The 22904-nt window shown below is 39.0% G+C and carries 22 protein-coding genes and 1 pseudogene; 15 read left to right on the forward strand and 8 right to left on the reverse strand.

Annotated elements, in window-relative coordinates; all coding sequences use genetic code 11:
* Together HUS26_RS19520 and HUS26_RS20325 are read left to right on the forward strand one after the other, a co-directional pair.
* On the forward strand, positions 1–257 hold a 257-nt coding region (locus HUS26_RS19520), incomplete at its 5' end, for a poly-gamma-glutamate hydrolase family protein (protein WP_173918921.1).
* A gap of 617 nt (positions 258–874) precedes the next feature.
* Positions 875–955, forward strand: a complete 81-nt coding sequence (locus HUS26_RS20325; RefSeq protein WP_371809645.1) for a putative holin-like toxin — start codon at positions 875–877, stop codon at positions 953–955.
* A gap of 1488 nt (positions 956–2443) precedes the next feature.
* Here HUS26_RS20325 and HUS26_RS19525 read toward each other — a convergent pair.
* From HUS26_RS19525 to HUS26_RS19535, 3 genes and pseudogenes are all read right to left on the reverse strand, one after another.
* Positions 2444–3811, reverse strand: coding sequence for an alkaline phosphatase (locus HUS26_RS19525; protein ID WP_173918922.1), 1368 nt, complete (start codon positions 3809–3811; stop codon positions 2444–2446).
* A gap of 302 nt (positions 3812–4113) precedes the next feature.
* A pseudogene (locus HUS26_RS19530) lies at positions 4114–4365 on the reverse strand (CNNM domain-containing protein); the annotation flags it as partial.
* Between the two features lie 99 nt (positions 4366–4464).
* Positions 4465–5016, reverse strand: coding sequence for a sporulation protein (locus HUS26_RS19535; protein ID WP_173918923.1), 552 nt, complete (start codon positions 5014–5016; stop codon positions 4465–4467).
* A gap of 727 nt (positions 5017–5743) precedes the next feature.
* Here HUS26_RS19535 and HUS26_RS19540 point away from each other — a divergent pair.
* The 5 genes from HUS26_RS19540 to HUS26_RS19560 all read left to right on the forward strand — a co-directional run bounded on the left by HUS26_RS19540 (position 5744) and on the right by HUS26_RS19560 (position 10242).
* Positions 5744–6400 carry a hypothetical protein gene (locus tag HUS26_RS19540; protein WP_173918924.1) on the forward strand — a complete coding sequence of 219 codons (657 nt, stop codon included), beginning with the start codon at positions 5744–5746 and terminating at the stop codon, positions 6398–6400.
* A 767-nt stretch (positions 6401–7167) separates the two neighbouring features.
* A complete protein-coding gene (locus HUS26_RS19545) occupies positions 7168–7755 on the forward strand; it encodes a hypothetical protein (RefSeq protein WP_173918925.1) in 588 nt (195 codons plus the stop codon).
* A gap of 82 nt (positions 7756–7837) precedes the next feature.
* Positions 7838–8077 carry a hypothetical protein gene (locus HUS26_RS19550; protein ID WP_173918926.1) on the forward strand — a complete coding sequence of 80 codons (240 nt, stop codon included), beginning with the start codon at positions 7838–7840 and terminating at the stop codon, positions 8075–8077.
* A 699-nt stretch (positions 8078–8776) separates the two neighbouring features.
* Positions 8777–9601: an ArdC family protein gene (locus tag HUS26_RS19555; RefSeq protein WP_173918927.1), complete on the forward strand. Its 825-nt coding sequence runs from the start codon at positions 8777–8779 to the stop codon at positions 9599–9601.
* 149 nt (positions 9602–9750) lie between these two features.
* The gene (locus tag HUS26_RS19560) at positions 9751–10242 is read left to right on the forward strand and encodes a hypothetical protein (protein WP_173918928.1); all 492 of its coding nucleotides are present in this window, start codon (positions 9751–9753) and stop codon (positions 10240–10242) included.
* A 201-nt stretch (positions 10243–10443) separates the two neighbouring features.
* Here the strand turns inward: HUS26_RS19560 and HUS26_RS19565 are convergent, their stop codons facing one another.
* From HUS26_RS19565 to HUS26_RS19580, 4 genes are all read right to left on the reverse strand, one after another.
* Complete coding sequence (locus HUS26_RS19565) at positions 10444–10914, reverse strand: hypothetical protein (RefSeq protein WP_173918929.1); 471 nt, start codon at positions 10912–10914, stop codon at positions 10444–10446.
* Positions 10915–11447: 533 nt separating this feature from the next.
* Positions 11448–12821, reverse strand: a complete 1374-nt coding sequence (locus tag HUS26_RS19570; RefSeq protein WP_173918930.1) for an N-acetylmuramoyl-L-alanine amidase — start codon at positions 12819–12821, stop codon at positions 11448–11450.
* A gap of 360 nt (positions 12822–13181) precedes the next feature.
* Positions 13182–13472 (reverse strand): hypothetical protein, encoded by a 291-nt coding sequence (locus tag HUS26_RS19575; RefSeq protein ID WP_173918931.1) that lies wholly within the window; start codon positions 13470–13472, stop codon positions 13182–13184.
* Positions 13447–14229 carry a ParA family protein gene (locus tag HUS26_RS19580; protein ID WP_173918932.1) on the reverse strand — a complete coding sequence of 261 codons (783 nt, stop codon included), beginning with the start codon at positions 14227–14229 and terminating at the stop codon, positions 13447–13449. The genes HUS26_RS19575 and HUS26_RS19580 overlap by 26 nt, the downstream gene beginning before the upstream one ends.
* 601 nt (positions 14230–14830) lie before the next feature.
* On the opposite strand from HUS26_RS19580, the gene HUS26_RS19585 reads away from it, so the two are divergent.
* Complete coding sequence (locus HUS26_RS19585; RefSeq protein WP_173918933.1) at positions 14831–15262, forward strand: hypothetical protein; 432 nt, start codon at positions 14831–14833, stop codon at positions 15260–15262.
* A gap of 128 nt (positions 15263–15390) precedes the next feature.
* Positions 15391–15579, forward strand: coding sequence for a hypothetical protein (locus HUS26_RS19590; protein ID WP_173918934.1), 189 nt, complete (start codon positions 15391–15393; stop codon positions 15577–15579).
* 263 nt (positions 15580–15842) lie between these two features.
* Here HUS26_RS19590 and HUS26_RS19595 read toward each other — a convergent pair whose 3' ends face one another.
* Complete coding sequence (locus tag HUS26_RS19595) at positions 15843–16460, reverse strand: MerR family transcriptional regulator (RefSeq protein WP_173918935.1); 618 nt, start codon at positions 16458–16460, stop codon at positions 15843–15845.
* Between the two features lie 390 nt (positions 16461–16850).
* On the opposite strand from HUS26_RS19595, the gene HUS26_RS19600 reads away from it, so the two are divergent.
* The 6 genes from HUS26_RS19600 (at position 16851) to HUS26_RS19625 (ending at position 22873) form a co-directional block, all read left to right on the forward strand.
* A complete protein-coding gene (locus HUS26_RS19600; protein ID WP_173918936.1) occupies positions 16851–18197 on the forward strand; it encodes a surface carbohydrate biosynthesis protein in 1347 nt (448 codons plus the stop codon).
* Positions 18198–18406: 209 nt separating this feature from the next.
* Positions 18407–19300 (forward strand): NAD-dependent epimerase/dehydratase family protein, encoded by an 894-nt coding sequence (locus HUS26_RS19605; RefSeq protein ID WP_173918937.1) that lies wholly within the window; start codon positions 18407–18409, stop codon positions 19298–19300.
* 51 nt (positions 19301–19351) lie between these two features.
* On the forward strand, positions 19352–20395 hold the full coding sequence (locus HUS26_RS19610; protein ID WP_173918938.1) for an N-acetylneuraminate synthase family protein: 1044 nt from the start codon (positions 19352–19354) through the stop codon (positions 20393–20395).
* On the forward strand, positions 20392–21372 hold the full coding sequence (locus HUS26_RS19615; protein WP_173918939.1) for an ATP-grasp domain-containing protein: 981 nt from the start codon (positions 20392–20394) through the stop codon (positions 21370–21372). The genes HUS26_RS19610 and HUS26_RS19615 overlap by 4 nt, the downstream gene beginning before the upstream one ends.
* Positions 21373–21410: 38 nt before the next feature.
* The gene (locus tag HUS26_RS19620; protein WP_173918940.1) at positions 21411–22193 is read left to right on the forward strand and encodes a 3'(2'),5'-bisphosphate nucleotidase CysQ; all 783 of its coding nucleotides are present in this window, start codon (positions 21411–21413) and stop codon (positions 22191–22193) included.
* Entirely contained in the window at positions 22190–22873 is a 684-nt protein-coding gene (locus tag HUS26_RS19625) for a PIG-L deacetylase family protein (protein ID WP_254434316.1), read from the forward strand. The genes HUS26_RS19620 and HUS26_RS19625 overlap by 4 nt, the downstream gene beginning before the upstream one ends.
* The last annotated feature ends 31 nt before the right edge of the window (positions 22874–22904 follow it).

Consider the following 22904-nt stretch of genomic DNA (forward strand, 5'->3'; position numbering starts at 1 on the left):
TGAGTCGGCATTTAGAGGAAAATGGGTTTGAAGTAGCTGTAACTCCTGAGCACCTTAACGGCGATCACCCTGACAATTTCACAAACAAAACAAAAACAGAACGAGGCGTGCAGCTGGAGATTACAAGGGCACAGAGGAAAGCATTTTTTAAAAACGGAGATATCAGCTTTTCCTCTCGAAGCAACTCCTCCAATCAAACGGAAGAGTTCAAAGTTTATGTGGAATCTATACAAGCCGCAATGAAAGAATTTGAATAATGCAGATGCGTTATTTACCAGAAGTAGTATCAATATTCTTTGGTTTTCGAGCCTTCTTTTTTTCCTGTTTTTCTCTTTCAGGAAGCTCTCGAATTTTTCTTTGGTTATATCCGAATTCACTTTACTTAGCTGGCTACTTTTCATGGAATCCTCCTAAGGGTAGTCCTGGGGTTAAATATTAAGGAATAGGAGTTTACTCACTAAAAGAGCTGAAAATTGTATAATTTTTTAAGCAGCATCAAAAGAACAGGAATTATTTGAATCTGAGTCTCATCGTCTCACCAGAAACTGATGCTATTCATTCGTTTTTTTGAAAAAAGCAGTTACGTAGAAATTCTACAATGAGAGTAAAATAGCACACTAAACACAAACGTAAACATCAACGTTTACGTTTTTTGGCAATGCATATTGTCTATTAAGACTAGGACATACTATTGCTTTCACCTAAAAGCTCATTGATTAAGAATCATGAAAAGAAGGGAGACCTCCCTGTTTTTTGGGTGGGTAAAAATATCGCCGAATTTCCCACAAATTATTTTGCGTTTGCTATAATATGGATACCACTATGCAAACAGGATGGGGCGGTGGCACTCCCTCATAGAAAGGGGGTGTAGCCTATGACAGTATTTGAGACGTTAACCCTCATGATCTCTTTCGCAACGTTGATTGTGCTTGTCATTGAAACACACAAAAAATAACCCATCCTGTTTAGTTTAGCGGCTAAAGGGTGGGTTATTTTCCATCTAAGGCCACCACACTTCTTGTGGGTGTAGTGGGATCATCGAGCGGAGATTGTAGCAGATCTCCGTTCTTTTTATAATTATATGTTCATTATAGAAAAAATAATCACACTTTTCAAGTTAAGGACCGAAAGCAAGTTATATATAATGACCTGGTCAACTTTTGAACAGGGGCGGTTTATCAGTTAGTCCATATAGTAAAGACCCCGTTGGGATTTGATGATTCCAAAAGGTCTTACTTGTTATAAATGGAGTCTTTATCCAAAAGAAGTCTTCTAAAAAAAAGTACTTCTTGTCGTATTTTTAATTTAAATCTGGTATCTGTACATACTTTATACTGTTTTTCTATGTGTTTAAGCTGCCTCATAAATAATTTTTTCTCCCACTCCTCCATCCCTGTTTCCTCCCTTATCGCATTCATTTCCCTGATAAGCAAGTCTTTAGTCTTTTTTGAAATGTTCATACATACTATGGTTGAGTCCTTTTACCGGGCTTTCCCATTGCACGGGTCGTGCCGTGCTAAATGCCTTCACTTAAAGACAGCAATTGCAACTTCCAACCAAAAAGAAATGATATGCATTGTGCCCTCATTTCTTTTGTCTTTCATAGAATCCTATAGTATACATAATGACCTCACTTTCCCTTTATATCGGAATTACAACAAACGTAAACATCAACGTTTACGTTTTCGTCGAGGGTGAGATTAACCATCCCCCCCCGATGATGAAGCAATTCAAGGTTGGGACAAATAATAGAGGAAAGGAAAAAGGATCAGTCCCTCCTCCAGTATGACGATCATAAGAAATTTTCTTCAGGATACAAGTTGATCCATCAATACTAGAAATCCCCCAAGATATCCCATAAGAGCAAGGATGGTCAAAAAGAATAAACTCACGAAGCGTAACCAACTTGGCATTTCGCACCCCCCATTTATGATCATTATATCTTGTAATGATAATGTCATATTAGTAAAATTTCCGAAACAATGCCGTTCGAAACCTTCTATTCAACAATGTAATGCCTTATTCTTCCATTAAGAAAAAACAAAATATCTGTGAACACACTCGACATCGACTTTTCTTTTCTACTATAATGGACGCAAAATGTAATAGATCCAGACCAACCAACAAATGATTCAAAGGTGACTTTCCTATATTATTTATGAAGAAGAAGGGATATTTTGAGCCAAAAATCTTTTAAACATCGAGAGAAGATATGTTCTACATGTAAAAAGAGAAGACCTTTTCATTACTTTATAGGTAAGGGGCAGGATTTTTTAAATTGTCAATCTTGTCGCGCGATGAATAATGAGAAACGGAAAAAAACAAGAAAAAAGCTCTTGGAGGAAGGAAGAGCTTTTTGGGATCAACTGAATTGAGTTAAACCAACTAATTAAGAAACGGCAGCCACATGACTGCCGTTTCTTCTATTTATAAAAGGTTCATATTATTTATCTGCTAAATCGATTTTCATAGCTTCTGCCATAATCTTTGGAAGGTCGGTGTTATCAAGCAGACCACTGAAAGAATCGGATTGGGGACCGTAAGCATAAACAGGAATATCCACCCCCGTGTGGGCCGAACTGGTCCAGCCGACTAAGGCTTCATCACTGATATAATGGTTAATAGCCATCTTTGGATCTTCAGCTTCCTGGATGGTTTGAACATCTTCTTCGGTCAGGTCAAACGGTGTATGATCTTCTACTACTTCCTCCACGTTGGAACGGTCTTCGTTTAATTCTTCAGCCATGGCTGCTCCCGTTGCTGTAACATCTTTTACAAGCTCGGGCTTCGTGTCATACACGCCATTAGATCCAACAGTCATTCCACCAGTCTCATGGTCACCAGCTATAACGACAAGTGTATTTCCATCTTCTTCAGCAAATTCAATGGCTTTTTCTACAGCTTGTTCAAAAGCTTCTGTATCTTTCATTGCCCAGGTTGGATCATTATCGTGTCCAGCCCAGTCAATTTGGCTGCCTTCAACCATTAAGAAAAATCCATCTTTGTCCTGCTCAAGAACATCAATCGAACGTTCAGTCATGTCTGAAAGACTAGGTTGTTCTGTACTTTCTCGGTCAATTTCAGGATTTAAAGGACCATCGGCAAATAAACCTAGAAGTTTTTCACCGTCTTCTACATCAATATCATCGGCGTCCATTAATTCCTCCTGCGTTTCCACACTTGTGTAGCCTTCTTCTTTAGCTTGCTCTATTAGATTCTCCTCTTGTTCTCCCCCTTCAGACTCGGGTACGAAGAAGTCTTTGCCGCCACCGAGCATTACATCCACATCGTTCGCAAGCATTTGCTTGGCAATTTCGGCTTCATTATCACGAGATTCCACATGAGAGGCAAATACAGCCGGTGTAGCATGAGTAATCGTAGAGGTCGCCACTAGACCCGTAGATTTCCCTTGGTCTTCTGAAGCTTCAAGGATGGTTTCCACTTCATTTCCTTCCTCATCCAATCCTACCGTACCATTAGTCGTTTTTACGCCGGATGCCATGGCTGTTCCGGCAGCTGCGGAGTCGGTGACTCTAGAATCCTCAGAATAGGTTTTATGCAGCCCTTTTAAATGCTCGTCCCATACCGCATCTTCCCCCTTATACCAACGGTAGTTCGTAGCGTAATCTGCGTTAAAACCATCGGGAATCATATAGATCACATTTTCCACCTTTTCTTTTGGCCCAGCATGATCAGGTTTACCTTTCCCAGCCCAGTCTGGCTTTTGTGCATCAGCCTGCTGCACCCAGCCTCCTCCAGCCCCAAGAATCAGCCCTGTCCCCAGAGCAATAATGCTTAACTTCTTGAACATATGTACTCTCCTCCCAATTTTTATGAATTCATCGAAAGTGTAACATAGACCTGCCAGGTAATTTTAATTAAATTTTGATATTATGTTAAAAATTGTAAATGTTCATTAGACATAATAAAGTAAAAAAATTCTTTAGATAGCACTAAAATAAAGGGGATAAATGTAAATAATCCTCAAGAAAGGAAGTAAGAATCATGGACTCGAATAAAAAGTCCTTGTTTTAGAAGACAACAGGAATCGTTAACCAAAAAGGGACAATACCTTATAAGTACTAAAAAAAGCCCTCCTAAGTTCAGTAAACTTAAAAGTCTTTCTACCGTCGGTTTTCCTAACCACCCAATACCTAATGCTGTGACGGTGATACCGAGTTGACAGGCAGAAAGGTAATAGTCTAGTTTTTTTGCTTTTACTGCTTTTTTATTTCCTTCATCAATTAATTGATCTAACCGAGAGAGCCTCACTTTGACAACAGCCAACTCTGACCCTACAAAAAAGGCAGTTAATATAATTAAAAGCACAACTAAAAACAAATTCGTTACGAGTATAATATCCAATCAGTCCCCAAAAAAACAGGGATTCACCTCCATGTTTTTATAACCTTTAGTAAATACAATTGCCCTTATTACAATGCTACATATTAAAGCACTTTCTAATTAAGAAAGTTGATGCATAGTTGTTAATTCATCCGTATCTGTGCATTTCATATTCTTATCTACAACAAGTCTTGTTTGAAGTTGATAAACTTCCCCTTTTTGTAAAGGCGGAAGATCTGCCGGCAGCTGGTAGTGGAAAGGTACCTCAATATATTCCTTAGGTTTAATACTTTGAGCCATGAGCCTTGTAACTACTGGAGCTACAAAATTTGGTTTTTCCCCTCTAGCTACTTTAACAAGATCACATTCAAGGCGGTGAATGCGCTGTTCTGTCCAGCCACCGTATAGAGAAAATATCCCTTCCATTTTACTTGATTTCTGAGAGTCGAGAATCAGGTCGATTTTAGGCCGCCCTATTCTTAAAAAATTCACCAAATTCTTTTTCAGTTTAAATGCCCTCCTAAAATCTTTGAATGAAGCACTTAGATTATTTATATCACTTAACTCTTGTACTAAACTTAAATATTTGGACTTTACCTCACGAATGCTAATCTTCCACCTTTTAATAAAGTCAAAAAAGACCTTTACCGATGGTTGGTAAAGGTCTTTCAACGTGTAATTTCATACCTTCACCTGAAATGGCAAAGGTCTCGCAAACGACATTAATGTAGCCAGTTTAGCCGTCGACATAACTGTAAGTTACTCCCCTTTGGAGTAATAATGGGCTCCTCTGTGCGCAGTCTATACTCATAAACTGTAGCTTATCTTACATCATCCTTGAATACTCGTCAACAAGTTAAGCATACAAAAGAAAAACACATATACATAAACCCACAATTTTGGTGGCGGACTTAAAAATGACGAAAAACCATGTCAAGGACGATTAATTTTATACAAAATCGTCGGGTCTTCGGCTTAAAAATAACTCCTACTTGATACTGACTCACATTATCCCTCCGAAAGCTCAAGGTTTTATATATAGGGTAAAATAATTTGAAGTAACATGATGGAAAATAATTCTACAATGAGAGTATAATAACATTAACACAAACGTTTACGTTTGTGTTAATGGTGAATTAGGCATTCGTCTGTAATTGTACAAAAATTAACTTCAAACGTGCGCAGTTAAGTTTCGCTTATTTTCTAACAATAGATATCCGTAAATGGGTACTGTACGGAAAATAAGTGCTTGGGTGAAGAGCAACTAATCCATCAAAATAGGTTTGAGTCCAATCCAATCCGGGCTCTTGTCATAGCATTATAGGGATTTCTTATTTTCTGGAGGTAAGAACCTATGTATGTGAGAAAAAAAGCTTGTTGCCATGGCGATGTAAAAAAAGTGAGTAAAAAATCCAAACATAACCACTGTAAGAAAGAAGAGGGGTGTTCGTGTAATGCTACAGCTGCCCCTAAGAAAACATGCTTAGATACCGACTGCATATTAGTGAACTCTGTCGTTGGATCAAGATCGGTCCAGAAAGTAGCAGAAACAACCTTACCAATTACTGCTTTTGACGGTCTGACATCACTGGAGGATATTGTATCTATAAGTGTTGTTCCAAATTTGGATGGAATTACTATGAACGCTCGCGTCATTAGAGATAAAGTAGTTAATATCGGTCTTATTCCTGCAACAATTACAATAACCCTTGTAGGGGGAGTAGTGCTCGCGCCTCTTACTACGAGTATTCCGTTTCAAGCACATACGGATTTTCCGGGAGCTTGTCCTCAAGATATATTACAAGAAACCCCTCTTGAAGTTGAAGGAATTTTCACACAACCCGGTGTTCCCGTCCTCACAGGTCCAGTTGTAGGTGATCTACTCGAAGGGATCTTATTTAAAATTATTTTACGCACTACCATTACAGTTACCCGTCCTGTACTGCAAGATGGATCTGGAAACATCTGTGATGTCAATCAGAATCGCTGCACTACACAAACTACTCCACCATCCTTCACATTTCCGGCGCCTGATAATGGGGGCTTACTAGGGTAATAATTTACGAAATCCTCTCTTCCCTTACGTTTCCTTCGGAAATATAATAAAACAAACGTAAACATCAACGTTTACGTTTGTGATAGTGCTTGTCATTGAAACACACAAAAAATAACCCACCCTGTTAGTTTAGCGGCTAAAGGGTGGGTTATTTTCCATCTAAGGCCACCACACTTCTTGTGAATGTAGTGGGATCATCGAGCGGAGATTGTAGCAGATCTCCGTTCTTTTTATAATTATATGTTCATTACAGTAAGCAGAGTGATAGATGTTTTCAATCCGCATAGAGCAAGCGATAGTGGGACTGTTATATCTTGTATGACAGCACGTTCGACATTTAAATAAAAGCCGAATTTCGTTAGAGTAGGAAGAACCACCTTTTTAGCGTATGTTCTTCGTGTTTGGCTACCAGGATCTTGTAATGATTAATTCTTATTCGCAAGGGTTACACTGTCATTAAAAGAATCCTTCCATACTTCTCAATGGATGAAATGTAAGGTATTATATAGGTAAATAATAACATTAAAAGGTGGGGATGAGATTCATGCGGACGGTTACTCTTGAACAAATCAACCAAAATATCAATAATAACTGTAAAAAGGCGAATGCGGTCATAAGAACGTCAGCTCGCTCCTCAGCGCGAAGAAAGAAATCTCGGCCCCGTACCCCTGGAGAAGTCCAAGCGTTAAACGAGATATCGATAGCTCGATGGCAAAAAGCTGTTAGGGCAGGGAAGATCATTAAAACAGGGCAAAGGTCCATGTACTATGACTACCGTTAGAGACTTAAAAGAAGCTCTTAAATTCTTGGGAGAGAAGCCTAAATTTGAACGTCAACTTGAATTTGCTTCCCTCTTGACCGATTATTTTAAAAATAAGGGAATTACTCCTATTGTCGTAGGCGGGTTATCGGTTGAAATCTATACCCGAAATGATTATCACACCCATGATATTGATTTCGTGAGTGAGCGTTGGGATTTATTTGATGAACTTCTTACTAAATTAGGGTTCCAGCGCACTCAACGGGAATGGTATCATGTAGAATCTGAGATTGCCGTTGAAGTCCCCTCAAACAAGCTGGAAGGGAGTCTTGATCGTGTGTATGAGATCTCCCTTCCTAATGGGAAGGTACTGTACGTCATAGGTGTAGAGGATATCATTATTCATCGAATCGAAGGGATTGCTTTTACCCTAAAGTACCCGGAAGAGGATGAAGATTACGAATGGGCGTATAGAATGTTTTTAATTCACAAAGATGATATAGACCTGGATTACTTGATTCAACAAGCCAAACAAGTGAATATTTACCCTCTTATTGAACCGTGGTTTGACTCGAAAGAACTTACAGAGACATGATCTGTGGGTTCTTTTTTTGCTCTCTTCGTCATAAAGGTTCAATAGCTGAGCCATACTAGTCTTAGCAAGAGGTGGGGGAGCGTTGAAAAAAGTGAAACTAGAGGATCTAAATCATCGAATTGAGTCCAACAGAAAAGAAGCGAATAAGCGCATTGCGGAAAGTCGAAACGGAAGACGAAAGCGAACTAGAGGTAGAACAAAAGGAGAGAAAGAAGCATTGGACGTCCTATCGGTCAAGCGTTGGAAAAAAGCTGAGGAAGAAGGACTGATTAAGAAACTAGGAGATAGGAAAATGTTTTATGACCATCGGTCCGCCAACTAACGCTTATGCTTTTGAGGGATTGATAACAGGAAGAAAATTCCAACATGAATTCCGTGGCCAAAAGGCCCTTTTCCTTGTAAAAATCGTCTAGAAAAAAGAATCTATTTAGGTGTTGAACGTTTACGTAAACGTTGATGTTTACGTTTGTCTTTCTTAAGAAAGACAGGTCTTTAAAACGTCTAAAGGGTTTATTGATTGTACGTCTCCTATAGATGGTGGTGATCGTCAAATTGTAGTTGTTGATCATGAACATCTCCCCTACGTATACTCCCTCTAAAGTACTACCTTGCCTCATTCGTTACATTTCTAGTGACATGTATGATGCTTAAAGAGAAGTGGCCGACGACGAGTCGAAGTTCAATAGCAAAATGGATTGTTCACACAAAGGAAAGCAGACCAACGTCTGCTTTTTTATTTTGGTTATTTTTCCTTTTGCACTCCGAATCGTAAAACGTCCCACATTTTCTAACCTTGCAGCAGGCAGGACACCCGAACCTTTCCTGCTGCAAGCTAAGAAAATGAAAAAGGAGTCCATAACCTTTCACGGCATATCCTCGCTTCGCTACGGTATTCCATGGAATTATGGACTCCTTTTTATGGGCGTTTTGAGATTCTCCATAGCAAAAGGGAAAAATAATTCCCTTTTGGGGAACCCCCTTCGTTTCGGAGTTCCAAAAGAAAAATAAGGAGGAGAAAATCATGAGTAAAAAAATTTATGAAATGATTACCAACCAAATGATTGAGAAGTTGGAGCAGGGAGTTGTCCCTTGGAGAAAACCTTTTAGAAATGGCATGGCGGTTAATTGGAAAACACAAAAACCTTATCGAGGTATTAATACCATGCTTTTGGATGGCGGAGAATATGCCACCTTTAAACAGATCAAAGAAGCTGGCGGCAAGGTAAAGAAAGGGGAAAAATCTCATATTGTGGTGTTTTGGAAGATGCTTCACGTCGCAGATCAAGAAACGGAAGAAGATAAAAAGATTCCTTTGCTTCGTTATTATCGAGTGTTTGAAGTCGGCTCTCAAGTTGAAGGGTTAGAAACGAAACGAACCGTTGAAACGTTCGAACATGATCCCATTGAAGAAGCTGAAAAGGTCAAAGAAGAATATTTCAATGCCCCTTCTTACACCTTTGTTAGTGGCCGAGCCTACTATGTGCCGTTTGAGGATCGGATCAACGTCCCTCCTAAAGAAGATTTTGAGGACATTCACGAATATTACAGCACCTTATTTCATGAAATGGTGCACAGCACCGGTCATAAGAACCGACTCCACCGAGAAGGGATTACTGGAGAAATTCGCTTTGGCAGTAAGAACTACAGCAAAGAAGAATTGATTGCTGAGTTAGGAGCTTCGATGCTTTGCGGGGTAACCGGGATTGAAAATCAAACGATTGATAATAGCGCCTCTTATATTCAATCATGGTTGCGGAAATTAAAAGACGATAAAACTTTAATTGTAAGTGCTTCTCAAAAAGCACAAAAAGCCAGTGATCACATACTACGTACTGAATTTCATTAAAAGTGGCCTGCATGGGTCGACCATGCAGGCTACTACAGTGGAACATCACACAAACATTTACGTAAACATCAACGTTTACGTAAATGTTTCCATCTTAAAGGGATAACTCTCAAAGAAAGAATTCAATAGGGATAAAGGAGGAACATGAATTGAAGACGTGTGCTTATTGTGGAACTCCACTTAAACAAATAACAAAGGGGTATTTCTGTGATTTTTGTGACATGCAGCTAAAGGTATCGCAGGTAAAAGAAAATCATGAGCGAGTGAGCGTCAGGATACGAGAATTCGCTTTAGAGAGCTATATTCATAAATCCACACCGGAACTTATGAAGCTTTCTACCTTTGAATTGTTGGATTTGTTGAAAAAAGCCAGAACGGAGCGTGGTACAATGTATCATCAGAATCTTGTGTTTCATAAGGTTATGGATATTTCGGAGGATCGCCAGTACGAGGAATATGAAAAGGTTTCCGGTGAGGCATACACATATATGACGAGAAAAATGTTTGTATTAGAGAATTTAGTTTACGAACGACTTGGATATATACCAACACGGATCACAGAGCGTTACCTGATCCAATATATAGAAAAAATCCAGAAAGGAAAAAGGGGGACAATGAAAATACGCACCACAAAAATATAACAAACGTAAACATCAACGTTTACGTTTGTTATATTTAAAGAAATTGATAGGGGGTGTTTTTTGAAAGATAACGCCCTCTCATTCGTATCCTATACCATCACCTTTTGAGTGAATATCAACAAAAGCGCAAACGTCAACGGTTGCGCTTTTTCCTTGAGAAAATGGGGAGCTCCGAAATGTCCGGGTAGAGATATTGCTTCCCTAGTCCTGCGTGTTGTCTATGTTTTGTTTAAGTTCATTCAAGCTCTCCAAAGTAGGTTGTATCCATTCTTTCATCTTTTCCACGTCAGGGGAGTCTTTTTTTGCTTCATCAATAAGTGGGTAAAGGCTTTCCTCTATTTTCGCATATTGATCTGGAAATTGTTCCTCTACTTTCTTTTCAATTTGGTCCCAATTTTCCTCAAGTGTTTTTCCTTCTTCATTAATTGTATTGGCATCTGCTGAATCTTCTAAGCTACTATTCAATTGCTCGACGGAGTTAATGACAGTATCAACGCCAGATACAAACTCCGTATCTTCCCCTTCATTACCGGTTTCTTCCGAAGTTTCCTCATTGGATTCCTGGGTTTGCTCCTCTGAAGAATCTGTATTTTCTTGATTATCCGATGTACCGCAAGCCCCTAGAATTAAGCCAAGCACTAAGATAAAGCTGAAGGAATAATAGTGTTTCATATAAATGCCTCCTCATTAGATGATTTGAATTCAGAAAGAGTATTCCCATAATATTCTAGATAAAACGAGGCCAATAGAACTAATGACGAATTTAGGTTATGTAATGATATAATTTCTTAATAGTTATCTAGTAGTATGGGCACTGTGAAACCCCTTTGTATTCCTTTTTATCTGAGTGATAGTAAACGCTATATAAAATCAAATGGACGTCTATAAAATTTACGTAAATGTTTGTGTTTTTATTAAAAGGGGGGTTAGAGAAGATTAATAATCCAACCACATTCTTTCATAGAGTTTTGAATAGATGGATACATCATTAACTGACTGATGTGATCAAGCAATTAAAATAAAAGGATTGTAAAAGATATATTGTTACTAATGTGAACAAAAAACACAAACGTAAACATCAACGTTTACGTTTGTGTTTTTCTAAAAATCTCATTTTTAAACAAATGCACCTACATAAACGTTAGTTGGAAATTAGATGATGTGGGGAAATAGAAAAAATGTCATTGGGACAATCCTTCTTTTTGTTATTCGATCTCTTTCAATAAGTTTTGGAGGTCTTCTACCTGTTTTTCAATTTGTCCGATTGTATAAGTTGCATTACGCTTGAACAGAGATATAATACTTTGCCCGTAAGTGGTTCCAGGCACAGCCCATTTCCCATTTAATTGAGTCCATGTTGTGGCACTTCCACGTGTCACAAGGTCAAATCTAGGGTCTACTTTTTCATATCCTGGAGGGATATTTTGTTTAGAACTGTAAGCGAATAAATGTTGAATATGAGCGTGCACTCCTTCTTCCGGTGTTTTAAAAGTTGCACCAGGATTCCCCGGTCCTGTAGCTCCGATGCCAGCAAAGTTATTTTGGTTCTTGTCTACTAGACCTGTAAAGCGAAAATAGTCTGTTTCATGCATGGCTTGGGCATAAGCAACGTCTCCCCGAACCCCGTAGATGGCCCCATACTTTATATAATGTTCCCCTAACAATGGCGCATTAGGATTAACTGTTTTTACAAAATGATCGAGCTGAAAGGCGTTTAGTAGAGAGACTCCCTGGATCGTAAATCTTTCTTCAGGGGTGGGCGGAGGCGGAGTTGGCGGCGAAACAGTGTCACTTATAATATAAGCGTCGGTAATACCAGCAGCTTTTAAAGCTTCTACTTGAAGTTCAGCATTTTCTCTGCTAGCAAAAGCTCCAGCTTGAACACGATAATATTGAACACCAGAGATTGTGGTTGGAACTATAAATGAGCTAATTTTTCTTTGGCTAAGGTATTCAACGCGATCTTCTGCGTTCTTTCTTTCGGTAAACGAACCTGCAATAACCTTAAAAAGTCCATCAGGGGAAGTTTTAACTGATAAGTTAAGTGCCCTTGCGACTCCTTGGCCTATAGCAATGGAAACGTCATTAATGAACGTATTGTTCCTAAGAAGGGAGAGATCTCGATTATTATCAACAAACAATACCTCTAATAACAAAGCAGGCATTCTGGTCTCTCTAAGAACATGGAAGTTCGCTCTTTTTTTCCCGCGATTCGTAACGTTATATTTTGAAGCGATAGCATTTATGATCTGATTGTGAATGACATCTTGATAGGTATGCGTAATTGTAGAAACAGTACCATTAAAGATAAAGCTTTCAAATCCGGTTCCCCCACCTGCATTATTGTGAATAGATAAGAAAAAATCAGCATTTTGAGCATTAGCCAGATCGGAACGTGCTTGTAAAGAGACGGTTGTGTCATTCCCTCTCGTCATAACAATTTTAACTTCGTAGTTTTCAAATAAAAAATCTCTAACCTTACTAGCAATCGATAAGTTAAAGTTCTTCTCAAAGTAACCTTGAGATGTAGCTCCTGAATCTGTGCCTCCATGTCCGGGATCAATTACTATGGTTTTCATACTTAATTATTCTTCCTTTCAAGAGTATGGTACTAGTATATGCATGGATTAGAGACTTGTATGGACCGTAAGAAATCTTGCAATCTCATAAAAATAAGAGGCTGGATTCTCATAACAATATTTACGTAAACGTTTGTATTTGTGGGGATGGCTATAAATAAAGTGGATACAAATCATAAGTCTTCAAGTAATCTTCTCCACCTAATCTAGGTTGAGGATCGGAAGGCAGCGGTTTTTGATGGGTTCTGACCGCAAACCTTTAGCAACGGAAGCAAGTTGCGGACGGCGGTAGTAAGATTGATTAATCCCCATAAAAAAACAAACGTAAACATCAACGTTTACGTTTGTAGTGCTGAACTTTTATGATAAAAATTGGCGAAGAGCCTCATTGACGATTCGGGTTTTTTCCCCCTTCTCTTTTCCTGCTTGGCTATCTAATTGCTTGATGATGTCATTTTCAATGTAAAATGTAGCTCGTTTATATTTGTCCTCAAATTTTTTCTTTTTTTGAGGCGCAGCCTTTTTCTTCTCTTGTTTAGGCTCTTCTTTTTGAAATAGAGAGTCATGGGCTTTATTTAATTGTTTTTCATTTTTTTCTGCGCTAGAATTTCTTCTATTTAATAAGTTACTGTATTTGTCTTTCTTTGACACGATGGATCAACTCCTTAATAAAACTCTGATATGGGGCAAGAGCATCACGGTCAGCTTTTAATCGGTTTTGAATGCCTTCAATAGAAAACTCTTTGATTCGGCTCCTGCGACGAATGACCGATTCAAAAACAAGATCTTCAAAGTCTTCTTTGGCCTGATCTAATATAGATGAATCAATGGTGGCTCGAGCATCCAACATGGTTGTAAGAATGCCGGCTAAAACTAAATCAGGATTTGTATTAGCTTGAGCCCCTGCTAAAAATTCTAAGTAACGATCTAGCGCATCATAACAAAAAGGTTCTGATTGCAGCATAACGACCGCATAATCTGAAGCTGTCAGTCCATTAATGGTATGATCTCCTAGATTTGGAGGTAAATCAATCAGGATAAAATCATACTCTTCTTTTACTACATCTAATGTTTCTCTCAGTAAATCAGTGGGTTTTCCTTTATACTCTCTATAGATATAACGTGGCAGTATAGAAAGAAAATCTTCTGCAGGTAAAATATCTAAGTTGTCACGCACGCGATGTATGTAGGGTACTGGGTCCTTCTCTTGTAATGCCTGTAATACGGTGTGTTCTGTAAAATCATAAATGTTTTTTTGGGTAAGCATCCCTGTCAGGTTTCCTTGGCTATCAAAGTCAACTGCGAGTACCCGATATCCCATGTCTGCTAAGAGATAACTAGAAATAGCTGTTGTGGTTGTTTTTCCTACCCCACCTTTTTGGATACCGAAACTTATGGTCGTCCCCATAATCTCCCTCCTTCAAACTTTTTCTTCATACTATCATAACACAAACGTTTACGTAAATGTTTGTCATTTTAATACTTACCTGGTCTTCAATTTATGCTTTTGATCAAGAGTGTTTATATATAGGATTCACAAACGTAAACATCAACGTTTACGTTTGTAATTATTGTATTATTTTCAAAGACGTTTTATGGAGATATTCCTTTTTATAAAAGACCTTTCTTTTTCTACCCCACTTGTTTATCTTTATTACATATTGTTAAGTTATTACACCGTAGTCTTTGCTTAAGGTTAATAACGTTTTTTATGAGGCTTCAAAAGAGATACATTTTTTCTTTCACTTGCCTCTAAGTTGCAGGAGAATTCATATAAGATGGAGAAATTAAAGATAAACATATCGGAGGTGTTGTAGATGATCACTTACGGTGAATTGTTGAAGCGTTTTGACTCAGGAGAAAAACAAGTAGACATAGCCAAAGATATTGGGGTTGATCGCACCAGTCTTCCCCGATCGTTGAGACGGGTGGGATTCCGTTCGGATGGTCATGGACCCACACGTAAGTGGGTATATGCTGGGGATCGTCCAGAGCATGAGGTTTTATCTATGTCTTTAATATTCGGGAAAGCATCTAAAGAACAAGTAGATGCAGCAAAAATTCCAGAAAGCCAGAAAGCTGGAATTCCAGAAAGCCAGAATTCCAGAAAACCAGAAAGCCAGAATTCCAGAAAACCAGAAAGCCAGAAAGCTGGAATTCCAGAAAACCAGAAAGCCAGAAAACCAGAAAGCCAGAAAGTTGGAATTCCAGAAAGCCAGAAAGTTGGAATTCCAGAAAGCCAGAATTCTGGAAAACCAGAAAGCCAGAAAGTTGGAATTCCAGAAAACCAGAATTCCAGAAACGTAGTGAACCTGAAAAAAGTTACTTATATTATAGAGGAATCCATACATGAGGAAATCCAACTAAGAGCTTTAAAAGAGAAAAAGAGGGTGTCAGAGATCGCCAATATTTTGTTGAAACAAGCACTAAAGAAGGGATAACGAAGGATAACACTTTTTTGATTATATTACAAAAAACACTTCCTCCTACACCTTGTTTCCTATTGATTTCCATCTAACCAAGAGATAGACTAAAGATGTAAAAAATCCCCTTAATTAGGAGGTTTCTTATGAATCAATATCATAAAGGTCAAACCATCCAAAAGAGATGTGTAAGTTGCTTTAATGACAGAATGAAAATAATTAAAGTAAGAGAGCACCACCTAAACGAAAAGTCTATTTATGTTCTTTATACTCAATGTCCTGAGTGCAGGGCAGATGCCATTAAGTTAGCTCCGGAAGACCTTCAAGTCTCATAATTAAAAATGATATTGATTCGGCATCTTGATTCTATCTATAAAAAGATGCCATTTTTATTGTCCATTTTTTTATAAGTTCTCTATTGATTCCAACCTCTATCCTAGCTGGGAACTACTTTCAAGCTAAATGACCTGTTGTTTAATAGAAAGATGGGGATTACCGTTTAAATGCGCATACTTCTTGACATTTTAACTTCCTAAAATAAAACAAACGTAAACATCAACGTTTACGTTTGTGAGGTGTCTCATATATTTGTGAAAGTCTATCTTAACGTTTGTTCAGTCTCAGGATCATTCTCTTTTCGAGTAGCAAATAATCGAGACCAGAACCCTGGCTTTTGTTTTTGTTCCATCATTTCTTTCATGGTTTTCATTAGCCGTTCATCTCTTCGATTCTCTTGCTGTAGCATATGTTCCTTTGACGTTTCATTGGTTTCCTGGATGTTGTTCAATTGTTCTTTTAATTTTTCATACTCTTTTTTTCGTTCTTGGTTCTGTTTATGGAAGGATTCATTTTGTTCTATCAATAGTTGATTCTGCCTTTGGATCTCCTTGAAAAAAGCTTCATATCCGTCAATCCTCGTGTTTACGATAGGTTTCGGCATCACGTCATTTGGTACGTCGTCTATCGTTCTGATGGGTGCGGAATTTTGTAGTACTTCTCGAATGCGTTCTGGAGGTTCTCCAGCTTCTTTCATTCTCTCAATAATACTAAAAACCTCTAAGGCCACTTCTTCGTAACGCATGTTTCTCCCGCGTCCTACAGACGGCAGAAATTCATAAAATTGATTTTTCCATGACTGTAGGGTAGTGCGGGGGCGTTTCATCTTTTTAGCAATTTCAGCAAGTGTGTACGTGCGCTCGTAATCGATCTTCGTCACCTTCCCTCGTAATGTAGTCGTTTCATCGGCACAAGTCATTCTATCGACTTAATAAGTTGTCTTATATATTCGTCACATCGTCATTTGTTTCCTTTTAAGAAATATAGGAGGTTTTGATACTTTAGGGTGAAGCTTGTATATGTACAGGCGAATGATTTGATTTAAAAAATTTGGCCAATTTTTCTTAAGATCATGGCCTAACATAACCCTTAAGGTGTTTGCCCTTTTTTATAACAATTGTAAATACCACGATCCGTTTGTCTAACCGTACGTAAAATAAATAAACGTTTATTTTGGATAAAGCTGTATTTTGAATCAGCTACTTTTCTTCTTATGATAGTTGGAAGGTCGGAATAAACGTAAATTTAATTACTAAAGGGAGGCAAAAACATGCCGGAGAAAAAAGGAAATAACAAGTGGGTGTATTTACCCATTGAAACTAAAGTAAGGGAATTAGATGCAAAGTTACTTTTAACGTATTATGCTGTCCAGCAAGGCTATCGAGTGGTTTTAGGGCTGTCCGGGATGGTGGAACAAGCTCTGGAGTATTTGCCCAAAGGTATTTTTCTTGATAAAGGTTATACCTGTGTAGATAAAGTAAGAAGGTTTGAAATGGCTAAAAGTAAAGGCCACACAGTAGTCAACCTCGAAGAAGAAGGCTTCCCGCTAACAGAAAAAGAATTATATCTCAAAAAACATGTAAGCCGAGAGAGTTTAGACTTGCTTGATTATGAACTATGTTGGGGAGAGGTTCAAAAAAATACCATTATTAGGGCTTACCCAGGAGTAAGGAACAAGTGTTTGATTACCGGGAATCCACGCCTAGATCTATTGAAGAAAAAGTACAGGACTTTGTTTGAAAAAAAAGCATTAGCGATCAAGAAGAAGTATGGGGATTTTATCCTTGTTAACACCAGATTCCCTCTCTATACAAAATCAATAAACGATGATGGAACCCTCAATAGAAAAGTGGTCGCTAATCTTCGAAAAGCTTATGGAGAAAAAATTCATAAGAAAATGACGAGGGAATATAAAGACTTTATCATCATGATCAAAAAAGCTAGTACGAGGTATCCCAATCTTACCTTTGTGATTCGCCCCCATCCGAGTGATAAGTTTAATGTGTACCAACAAGATTTAGTAGAGTGCAAGAATGTATATGTTGTCCATGAAGACAATGTCGTCAATTGGATTATGGCTTCAAAACTTGTCATTCATACGGGCTGTACGACAGGTGTGGAAAGCTTCCTGCTTGAAAGACCTGTGATTTCCTATGTAACTACTGTAGAGGACACATTTGATCTACCTAATGAACTTTCCATAAAGGTTCATAATCTAGATGAATTATTTCAATTTATGGATCATGAGATGGACAGTTATAACTTCCATCGCCACAAATTTAATGAAGACAAAAAATTAGAATTATTATCTAAGCATTATGCTGCTGCTCGGGAAAGCTATGCCTATGAAAACATCCTCCAAGTATTAAATAAACTTCCCGTAGCTGAAAGTCCTCTCACTCGCGTTCCTCGACATACCCCTTTGCTTAATAAACTAAGGAAAGAATCAAACAAACGAATCTACCAGGTCAATACGATTGTAAAACAGAAGTTTCCCCATTTGACAGTTCATGAAATTGAAGATTTTTTCAAGGCACTGAATCATATTGAAAAGGCTAATCACCCAATCGTGATCCGTAAATTACACGATAAACTATTTGAGATTACACCAGGTTAACCCAAATTTCATGTATGGAGCAAGTTGTGAAGTCATTCACATCTATCATCTAAAACACCTCTTCTTTTATAGGGGTGTTTTTTCGTGACCGATCGAGTCATAGTCAAAGCATAAAATGAATAAGTTTGTAAGTGTGTTCTTTACAGGTGGGCCTAAAAATGCCCGTATATTTTTAAAGTACATGAACCGTAGGGGGGAAGGGGACTCCAATGAAAAAAATTTTGGTTTTAGGCGGCACCCGTTTTTTTGGAAAACAACTCATAAATAGATTACTAGAATCCGGGAATAAAGTGACGATAGCCACTCGTGGTTTGACAAGTGATCCTTTTGGAGATGAAGTCGAGCGTTTAATCATTGATCGTACGCAACAATCCACTCTTTTAAAAGCTTTTAAAAACAAGAGTTGGGATATCGTTTACGACCAAACTTGTTATACCCCAAAGGAAGCCTTTGATGCTGCCTCTTCCTTAGAAGGAAAAGTGAAACGGTATATTTTGACTTCCTCTCAAGCTGTCTATCCATTTGGGATAAACCAAAAGGAAGAAGCCTTTAATCCCCATCATTTTTCTTTTAAGTATCGCACGAAAAAGAGCTATCAAGGTTATGCTGGATATCAGGAAGGAAAAAGAGGATCTGAATCTGTATTACTTAATCATGGAAAATTTGAAGTGGTGGCTGTTCGCTTTCCTATCGTCGTTGGTCAAGGAGATCATACGAAAAGGTTAGAGTTTCATATGAATAAAGTATTAAAGAATGAACCCATTGGTGTTTCTAATATAAATGCAAGATATAGTTTTATCCATTTTGCGGAGGCTGCTGATTTCTTATGTAAAATGGGTGCATCCCCATTTACCGGAGCCATTAACCCAGGCTGTCGAGAAGATCTTTCTATAGGGGAACTTCTCAAGAAAATACAGCAACAAACGAGGTTGCCTGTCAATATTACAAGTAGGGTCACCGGAGAAAATGCTTCCCGGTATGAATTAGATGGATCGTGCTCCATTAACACGGACAGAGCCACAAGTTTAGGGTTTACTTTCTCGACGATTCACCAAACGTTTGATCCTCTCATTGAATTTTATTTTAAACAAATGAAAAACTAGGCTCATCTCTCTTTGATAAAAGTAAAGTCTTAATAGAACGGGGGCAAAAAAATGGATCCAACCGTGGTTATCGATCAAACCCCACTAGGAAATGCTCGTACGTATATTGTGGCCGAGGCAGCATCCAATCACGACGGGGATCTCAAGCAGGCAAAAGAGTTAATCAAGGTGGCCGCTGAAGCTGGGGCCGATGCTGTGAAATTTCAATTGTTTCAAGCGAAACAACATTATTCCAGATACACCCCTGATTTTAAGTACTTAAAGAAACACAGAAAGTCTACTTTTAAGATTATAGAATCCTTAGAATTAAATAGGGAGTGGATTTTAGAATTAAGTAGATATGCCGAATCTACAGGCATTACGTTTTTATCAACCGCCTGTGATTATGAAGCTGTTGATTTACTCGGCAAGTTAAATATAGCCGCCTTTAAGGTATCCTCTTTCGATTTACCGGACCTTTCCTTAATCAAGCATATGGCTCGTTATCAAAAACCGGTGATCCTTTCTACGGGGATGGCTAATTATACGGATATCCAAGCTGCTATCAATAGCTGCTTAGAAGTAGGGAATCATCAAATCGTCCTTTTGCAGTGTACCTCCCTTTATCCAGCTCCGGTGGACTTATCCAACTTAAAGGCGATTCAAACCATGCGGCAGGCATTCGGGTGTTTGGTGGGTTATTCTGACCATACCATTGGAGATCATATCCCTTTAGCATCCATTCCTTTAGGAAGCTGTCTCCTTGAAAAACATTTCACTATAGATCGAAGCCTGACGGGACCGGATCATCCATTTGCTATGGAACCTAATGAGCTTCAAGCGATGGTGGCGAAAATTAGAGACGTAGAGAAGGCTTTAGGGGATGGCCTCAAAAATGGCCCTCGTAATCAAGAAGTAGAAATGTTTGATAAAGGCAGAAGAAGCTTGCATACAACAAGAAACATAGCTAAAGGAGACATCATTAAAGAGGAAGACTTATGCATAAAGCGACCAGGATACGGAGTTTCTCCTCAATTTTATAAACATTTGGTTGGAATGACGGTGAAGAAGAACATAAAAGAAGATCATTGGATTTGTTGGGAGGATTTTAAATGACCCAGAGAACCGTGTTTATTACAGGAGCAGGGGGGGCTGCCGTTCCTGGATTGATTAAACTTTTAAAGCAGAAAGGAATTCGAGTCATCGCAGGAGACATGGTCCGGCATGCGGTTGGCTTATATATAGCTGATAAAGGATTTATTCTGCCAGCTGGAACTTCCTCTCACTTTTTTCCCACTCTAAAAAAAATTTGTCGTGAAGAAAAGGTAGATGCGGTTATTCCTTTGGTTGATGAGGAGCTATTGAGTGCTATAAAACTCGAGGAGGAGGGGCATCTCCCTGTTCTTTTGCCTCAAAGAAATTTCACAGCGCTATGTTTGGATAAATATCAGTTAATGAATCAGTTAGCCCGGCATCAAATTCCTGTACCGAAAACCAAACTGGCCAGTGAAGGGTGCGAAGGTTTGCTTTTCCCGATCATTGCAAAACCACGAGTAGGGAGAGGAAGCCGTGGGGTGAAAGTGCTAAAAACAAAAGAAGATTTCCAGGCGTACTGTAATGGTTTAGATCAATTGTCATCCATCTTAGTACAAGAATATATTCCTGGAAAGGAATTTACGGTTTCTGTGGTGGTTTGGCGTGATGGCGAAGTCCAAAGTGTCATTCCTAAAGAAATTGTTCACAAACAAAATATCACAAAAATGGCGGTGACCCGAAGAAACGAAAAAGTGATCCGTATTTGTTCAAAAGTTCAGAAAGAGATGAAAGCTAATGGGCCATTCAACGTTCAATTAAAACTCGACCCTCATGGGGAACCTTATATATTTGAGATTAATCCGCGTTTTTCAACCAGTGTCTCGTTAACGATAGCAAGTGGAATAGACGAACTAAATGTGTTGTTAGATCAGGCCTTAACAGGAAGGAAAGCATCAGCTCCCCTGGTATGGAAGGAAGGGATCGTTTTGCTTCGGCAATCGTTGGATGAATGTATCTCAGAAGAAGATTTTCTAAACCGTCAAACAAATATAGAGTGATCCATGGAGAGAGGTTCTGCTTGGGAAGGGTGAAGGCAATGATTGAAAAAATGGAACAAATCGTGTTAAAAGCTGGGGAGCTCCTCCTGGATCAGTCCCTTAATGGGAAGAAGGGGCACTGGGAAGGAACGCAGTTTAAAGCCAAAGCTGATCGGTTGACCCACCATAATTTAAAGCAGGCTTTACAAGACATGGATGGTGCGATTCCTGTGATCAGCGAAGAAGACCCGATGTCCTTGGTCCACCATAGGCCGAAAAAGTATTGGTTAATCGATCCTATTGATGGAACGGCCAGTTTTGCTCAGGGCTATTCGGGTTTCGTCACCCAAGTGGCTTTAATCGAAAATCACCAGCCGATCATGGCTGCAATTTATGCGCCCAAATTGGATGACCTTTACGTAGCTGTGAAGGGTGAGGGGGCCTCTCTTAACGGATCTAAACTCAAGCTTAGGAAAAGCAAAGAGATCTCTTCTGTCATTGATAACACCCCTTCGCCCCAAGGCATAGCAAAAGCTGTGTATGATCATTTCTCATGTTCGCGCTATGTGGAATGTGGGAGTATTGCCTTAAAGATTTGCAAAGTAGCCGATGGAACGGCCGATTTGTTCATAAAAGATGTGGAGGTCAAAGACTGGGATGTGGCGGCCCCTCATTTGATCCTCGAAGAGGCAGGGGGAGCTCTCACCGATATACAAGGAATGGCGTTTAATTATAAGGGCCCCTATAAAAGGGATGGAGTCGTAGCGTCCCATTCTCCTATCCAGGGTAAGAAAGTGATCGGATGGTACAAAGGCGAGTATCGAGAGGAGCAACAGAATTGAACATATTAGTGATTGCGGCTCATCCAGATGATGAAATATTAGGCTGTGGGGCGACGATGGCTAAGCATGTCAAGGATGGGGATCAAGTCTACGTGGCGATCTTAGCCGAAGGCATTACCAGTCGCGATAAAACGAGGAACCGTTCGAAAAATGAAGAAGAGTTAGAGAAACTTGCTCGAGAGGCTAACAAAGCGAATCAAGTGATTGGCGTAACCGAGTTAAAGCTTTATGATTTCCCCGATAACCGAATGGATTCCATCCCCCTTTTAGATATCATTAAAGTAGTGGAGGAATTGATCGACCAATATCAACCAGACATTGTTTATACTCATCACATTGGTGATGTAAATACAGACCATCGGCATATTCACCAGGCAGTTATTACAGCCTGCCGTCCTATTCCCAACAAGCATAAAGTGAGAGAACTGTTATTTTTTGAGGTGACTTCCAGTACAGAATGGCAACCTATAGAGGCCAACGCTTTTACACCGAACTGGTTTGTGGATGTATCGGATACGATAGATCTGAAGCTGAATGCTTTAGAGCAATACAACAATGAGATGAGGCCTTGGCCACATGCTCGATCCGTTAAAAATTCCCTTTATTTATCTGGTTTGCGCGGGGCTACCATAGGAGTCGAAGCTGCCGAAGCTTTTATGTTAGGCCGCAAATTGCTTTAAATCATTCCTTCGTTTAGCCATCAATCGGTGG

Origin of the sequence: Halobacillus sp. Marseille-Q1614, assembly GCF_902809865.1 — a bacterium.
GTDB lineage: Bacteria > Bacillota > Bacilli > Bacillales > Halobacillaceae > Halobacillus_A.

Coding starts and splice junctions, on each gene's coding strand:
- HUS26_RS19590 (WP_173918934.1), top strand. CDS start 15,391: ATGAATCAATATCATAAAGGTCAAACCATCCAAAAGAGATGTGTAAGT.
- HUS26_RS19565 (WP_173918929.1), bottom strand. CDS start 10,914: ATGAAACACTATTATTCCTTCAGCTTTATCTTAGTGCTTGGCTTAATT.
- HUS26_RS19600 (WP_173918936.1), top strand. CDS start 16,851: ATGCCGGAGAAAAAAGGAAATAACAAGTGGGTGTATTTACCCATTGAA.
- HUS26_RS19610 (WP_173918938.1), top strand. CDS start 19,352: ATGGATCCAACCGTGGTTATCGATCAAACCCCACTAGGAAATGCTCGT.
- HUS26_RS19555 (WP_173918927.1), top strand. CDS start 8,777: ATGAGTAAAAAAATTTATGAAATGATTACCAACCAAATGATTGAGAAG.
- HUS26_RS19545 (WP_173918925.1), top strand. CDS start 7,168: ATGACTACCGTTAGAGACTTAAAAGAAGCTCTTAAATTCTTGGGAGAG.
- HUS26_RS19605 (WP_173918937.1), top strand. CDS start 18,407: ATGAAAAAAATTTTGGTTTTAGGCGGCACCCGTTTTTTTGGAAAACAA.
- HUS26_RS19615 (WP_173918939.1), top strand. CDS start 20,392: ATGACCCAGAGAACCGTGTTTATTACAGGAGCAGGGGGGGCTGCCGTT.
- HUS26_RS19580 (WP_173918932.1), bottom strand. CDS start 14,229: ATGGGGACGACCATAAGTTTCGGTATCCAAAAAGGTGGGGTAGGAAAA.
- HUS26_RS19620 (WP_173918940.1), top strand. CDS start 21,411: ATGATTGAAAAAATGGAACAAATCGTGTTAAAAGCTGGGGAGCTCCTC.
- HUS26_RS19570 (WP_173918930.1), bottom strand. CDS start 12,821: ATGAAAACCATAGTAATTGATCCCGGACATGGAGGCACAGATTCAGGA.
- HUS26_RS19525 (WP_173918922.1), bottom strand. CDS start 3,811: ATGTTCAAGAAGTTAAGCATTATTGCTCTGGGGACAGGGCTGATTCTT.
- HUS26_RS19585 (WP_173918933.1), top strand. CDS start 14,831: ATGTCTTTAATATTCGGGAAAGCATCTAAAGAACAAGTAGATGCAGCA.
- HUS26_RS20325 (WP_371809645.1), top strand. CDS start 875: ATGACAGTATTTGAGACGTTAACCCTCATGATCTCTTTCGCAACGTTG.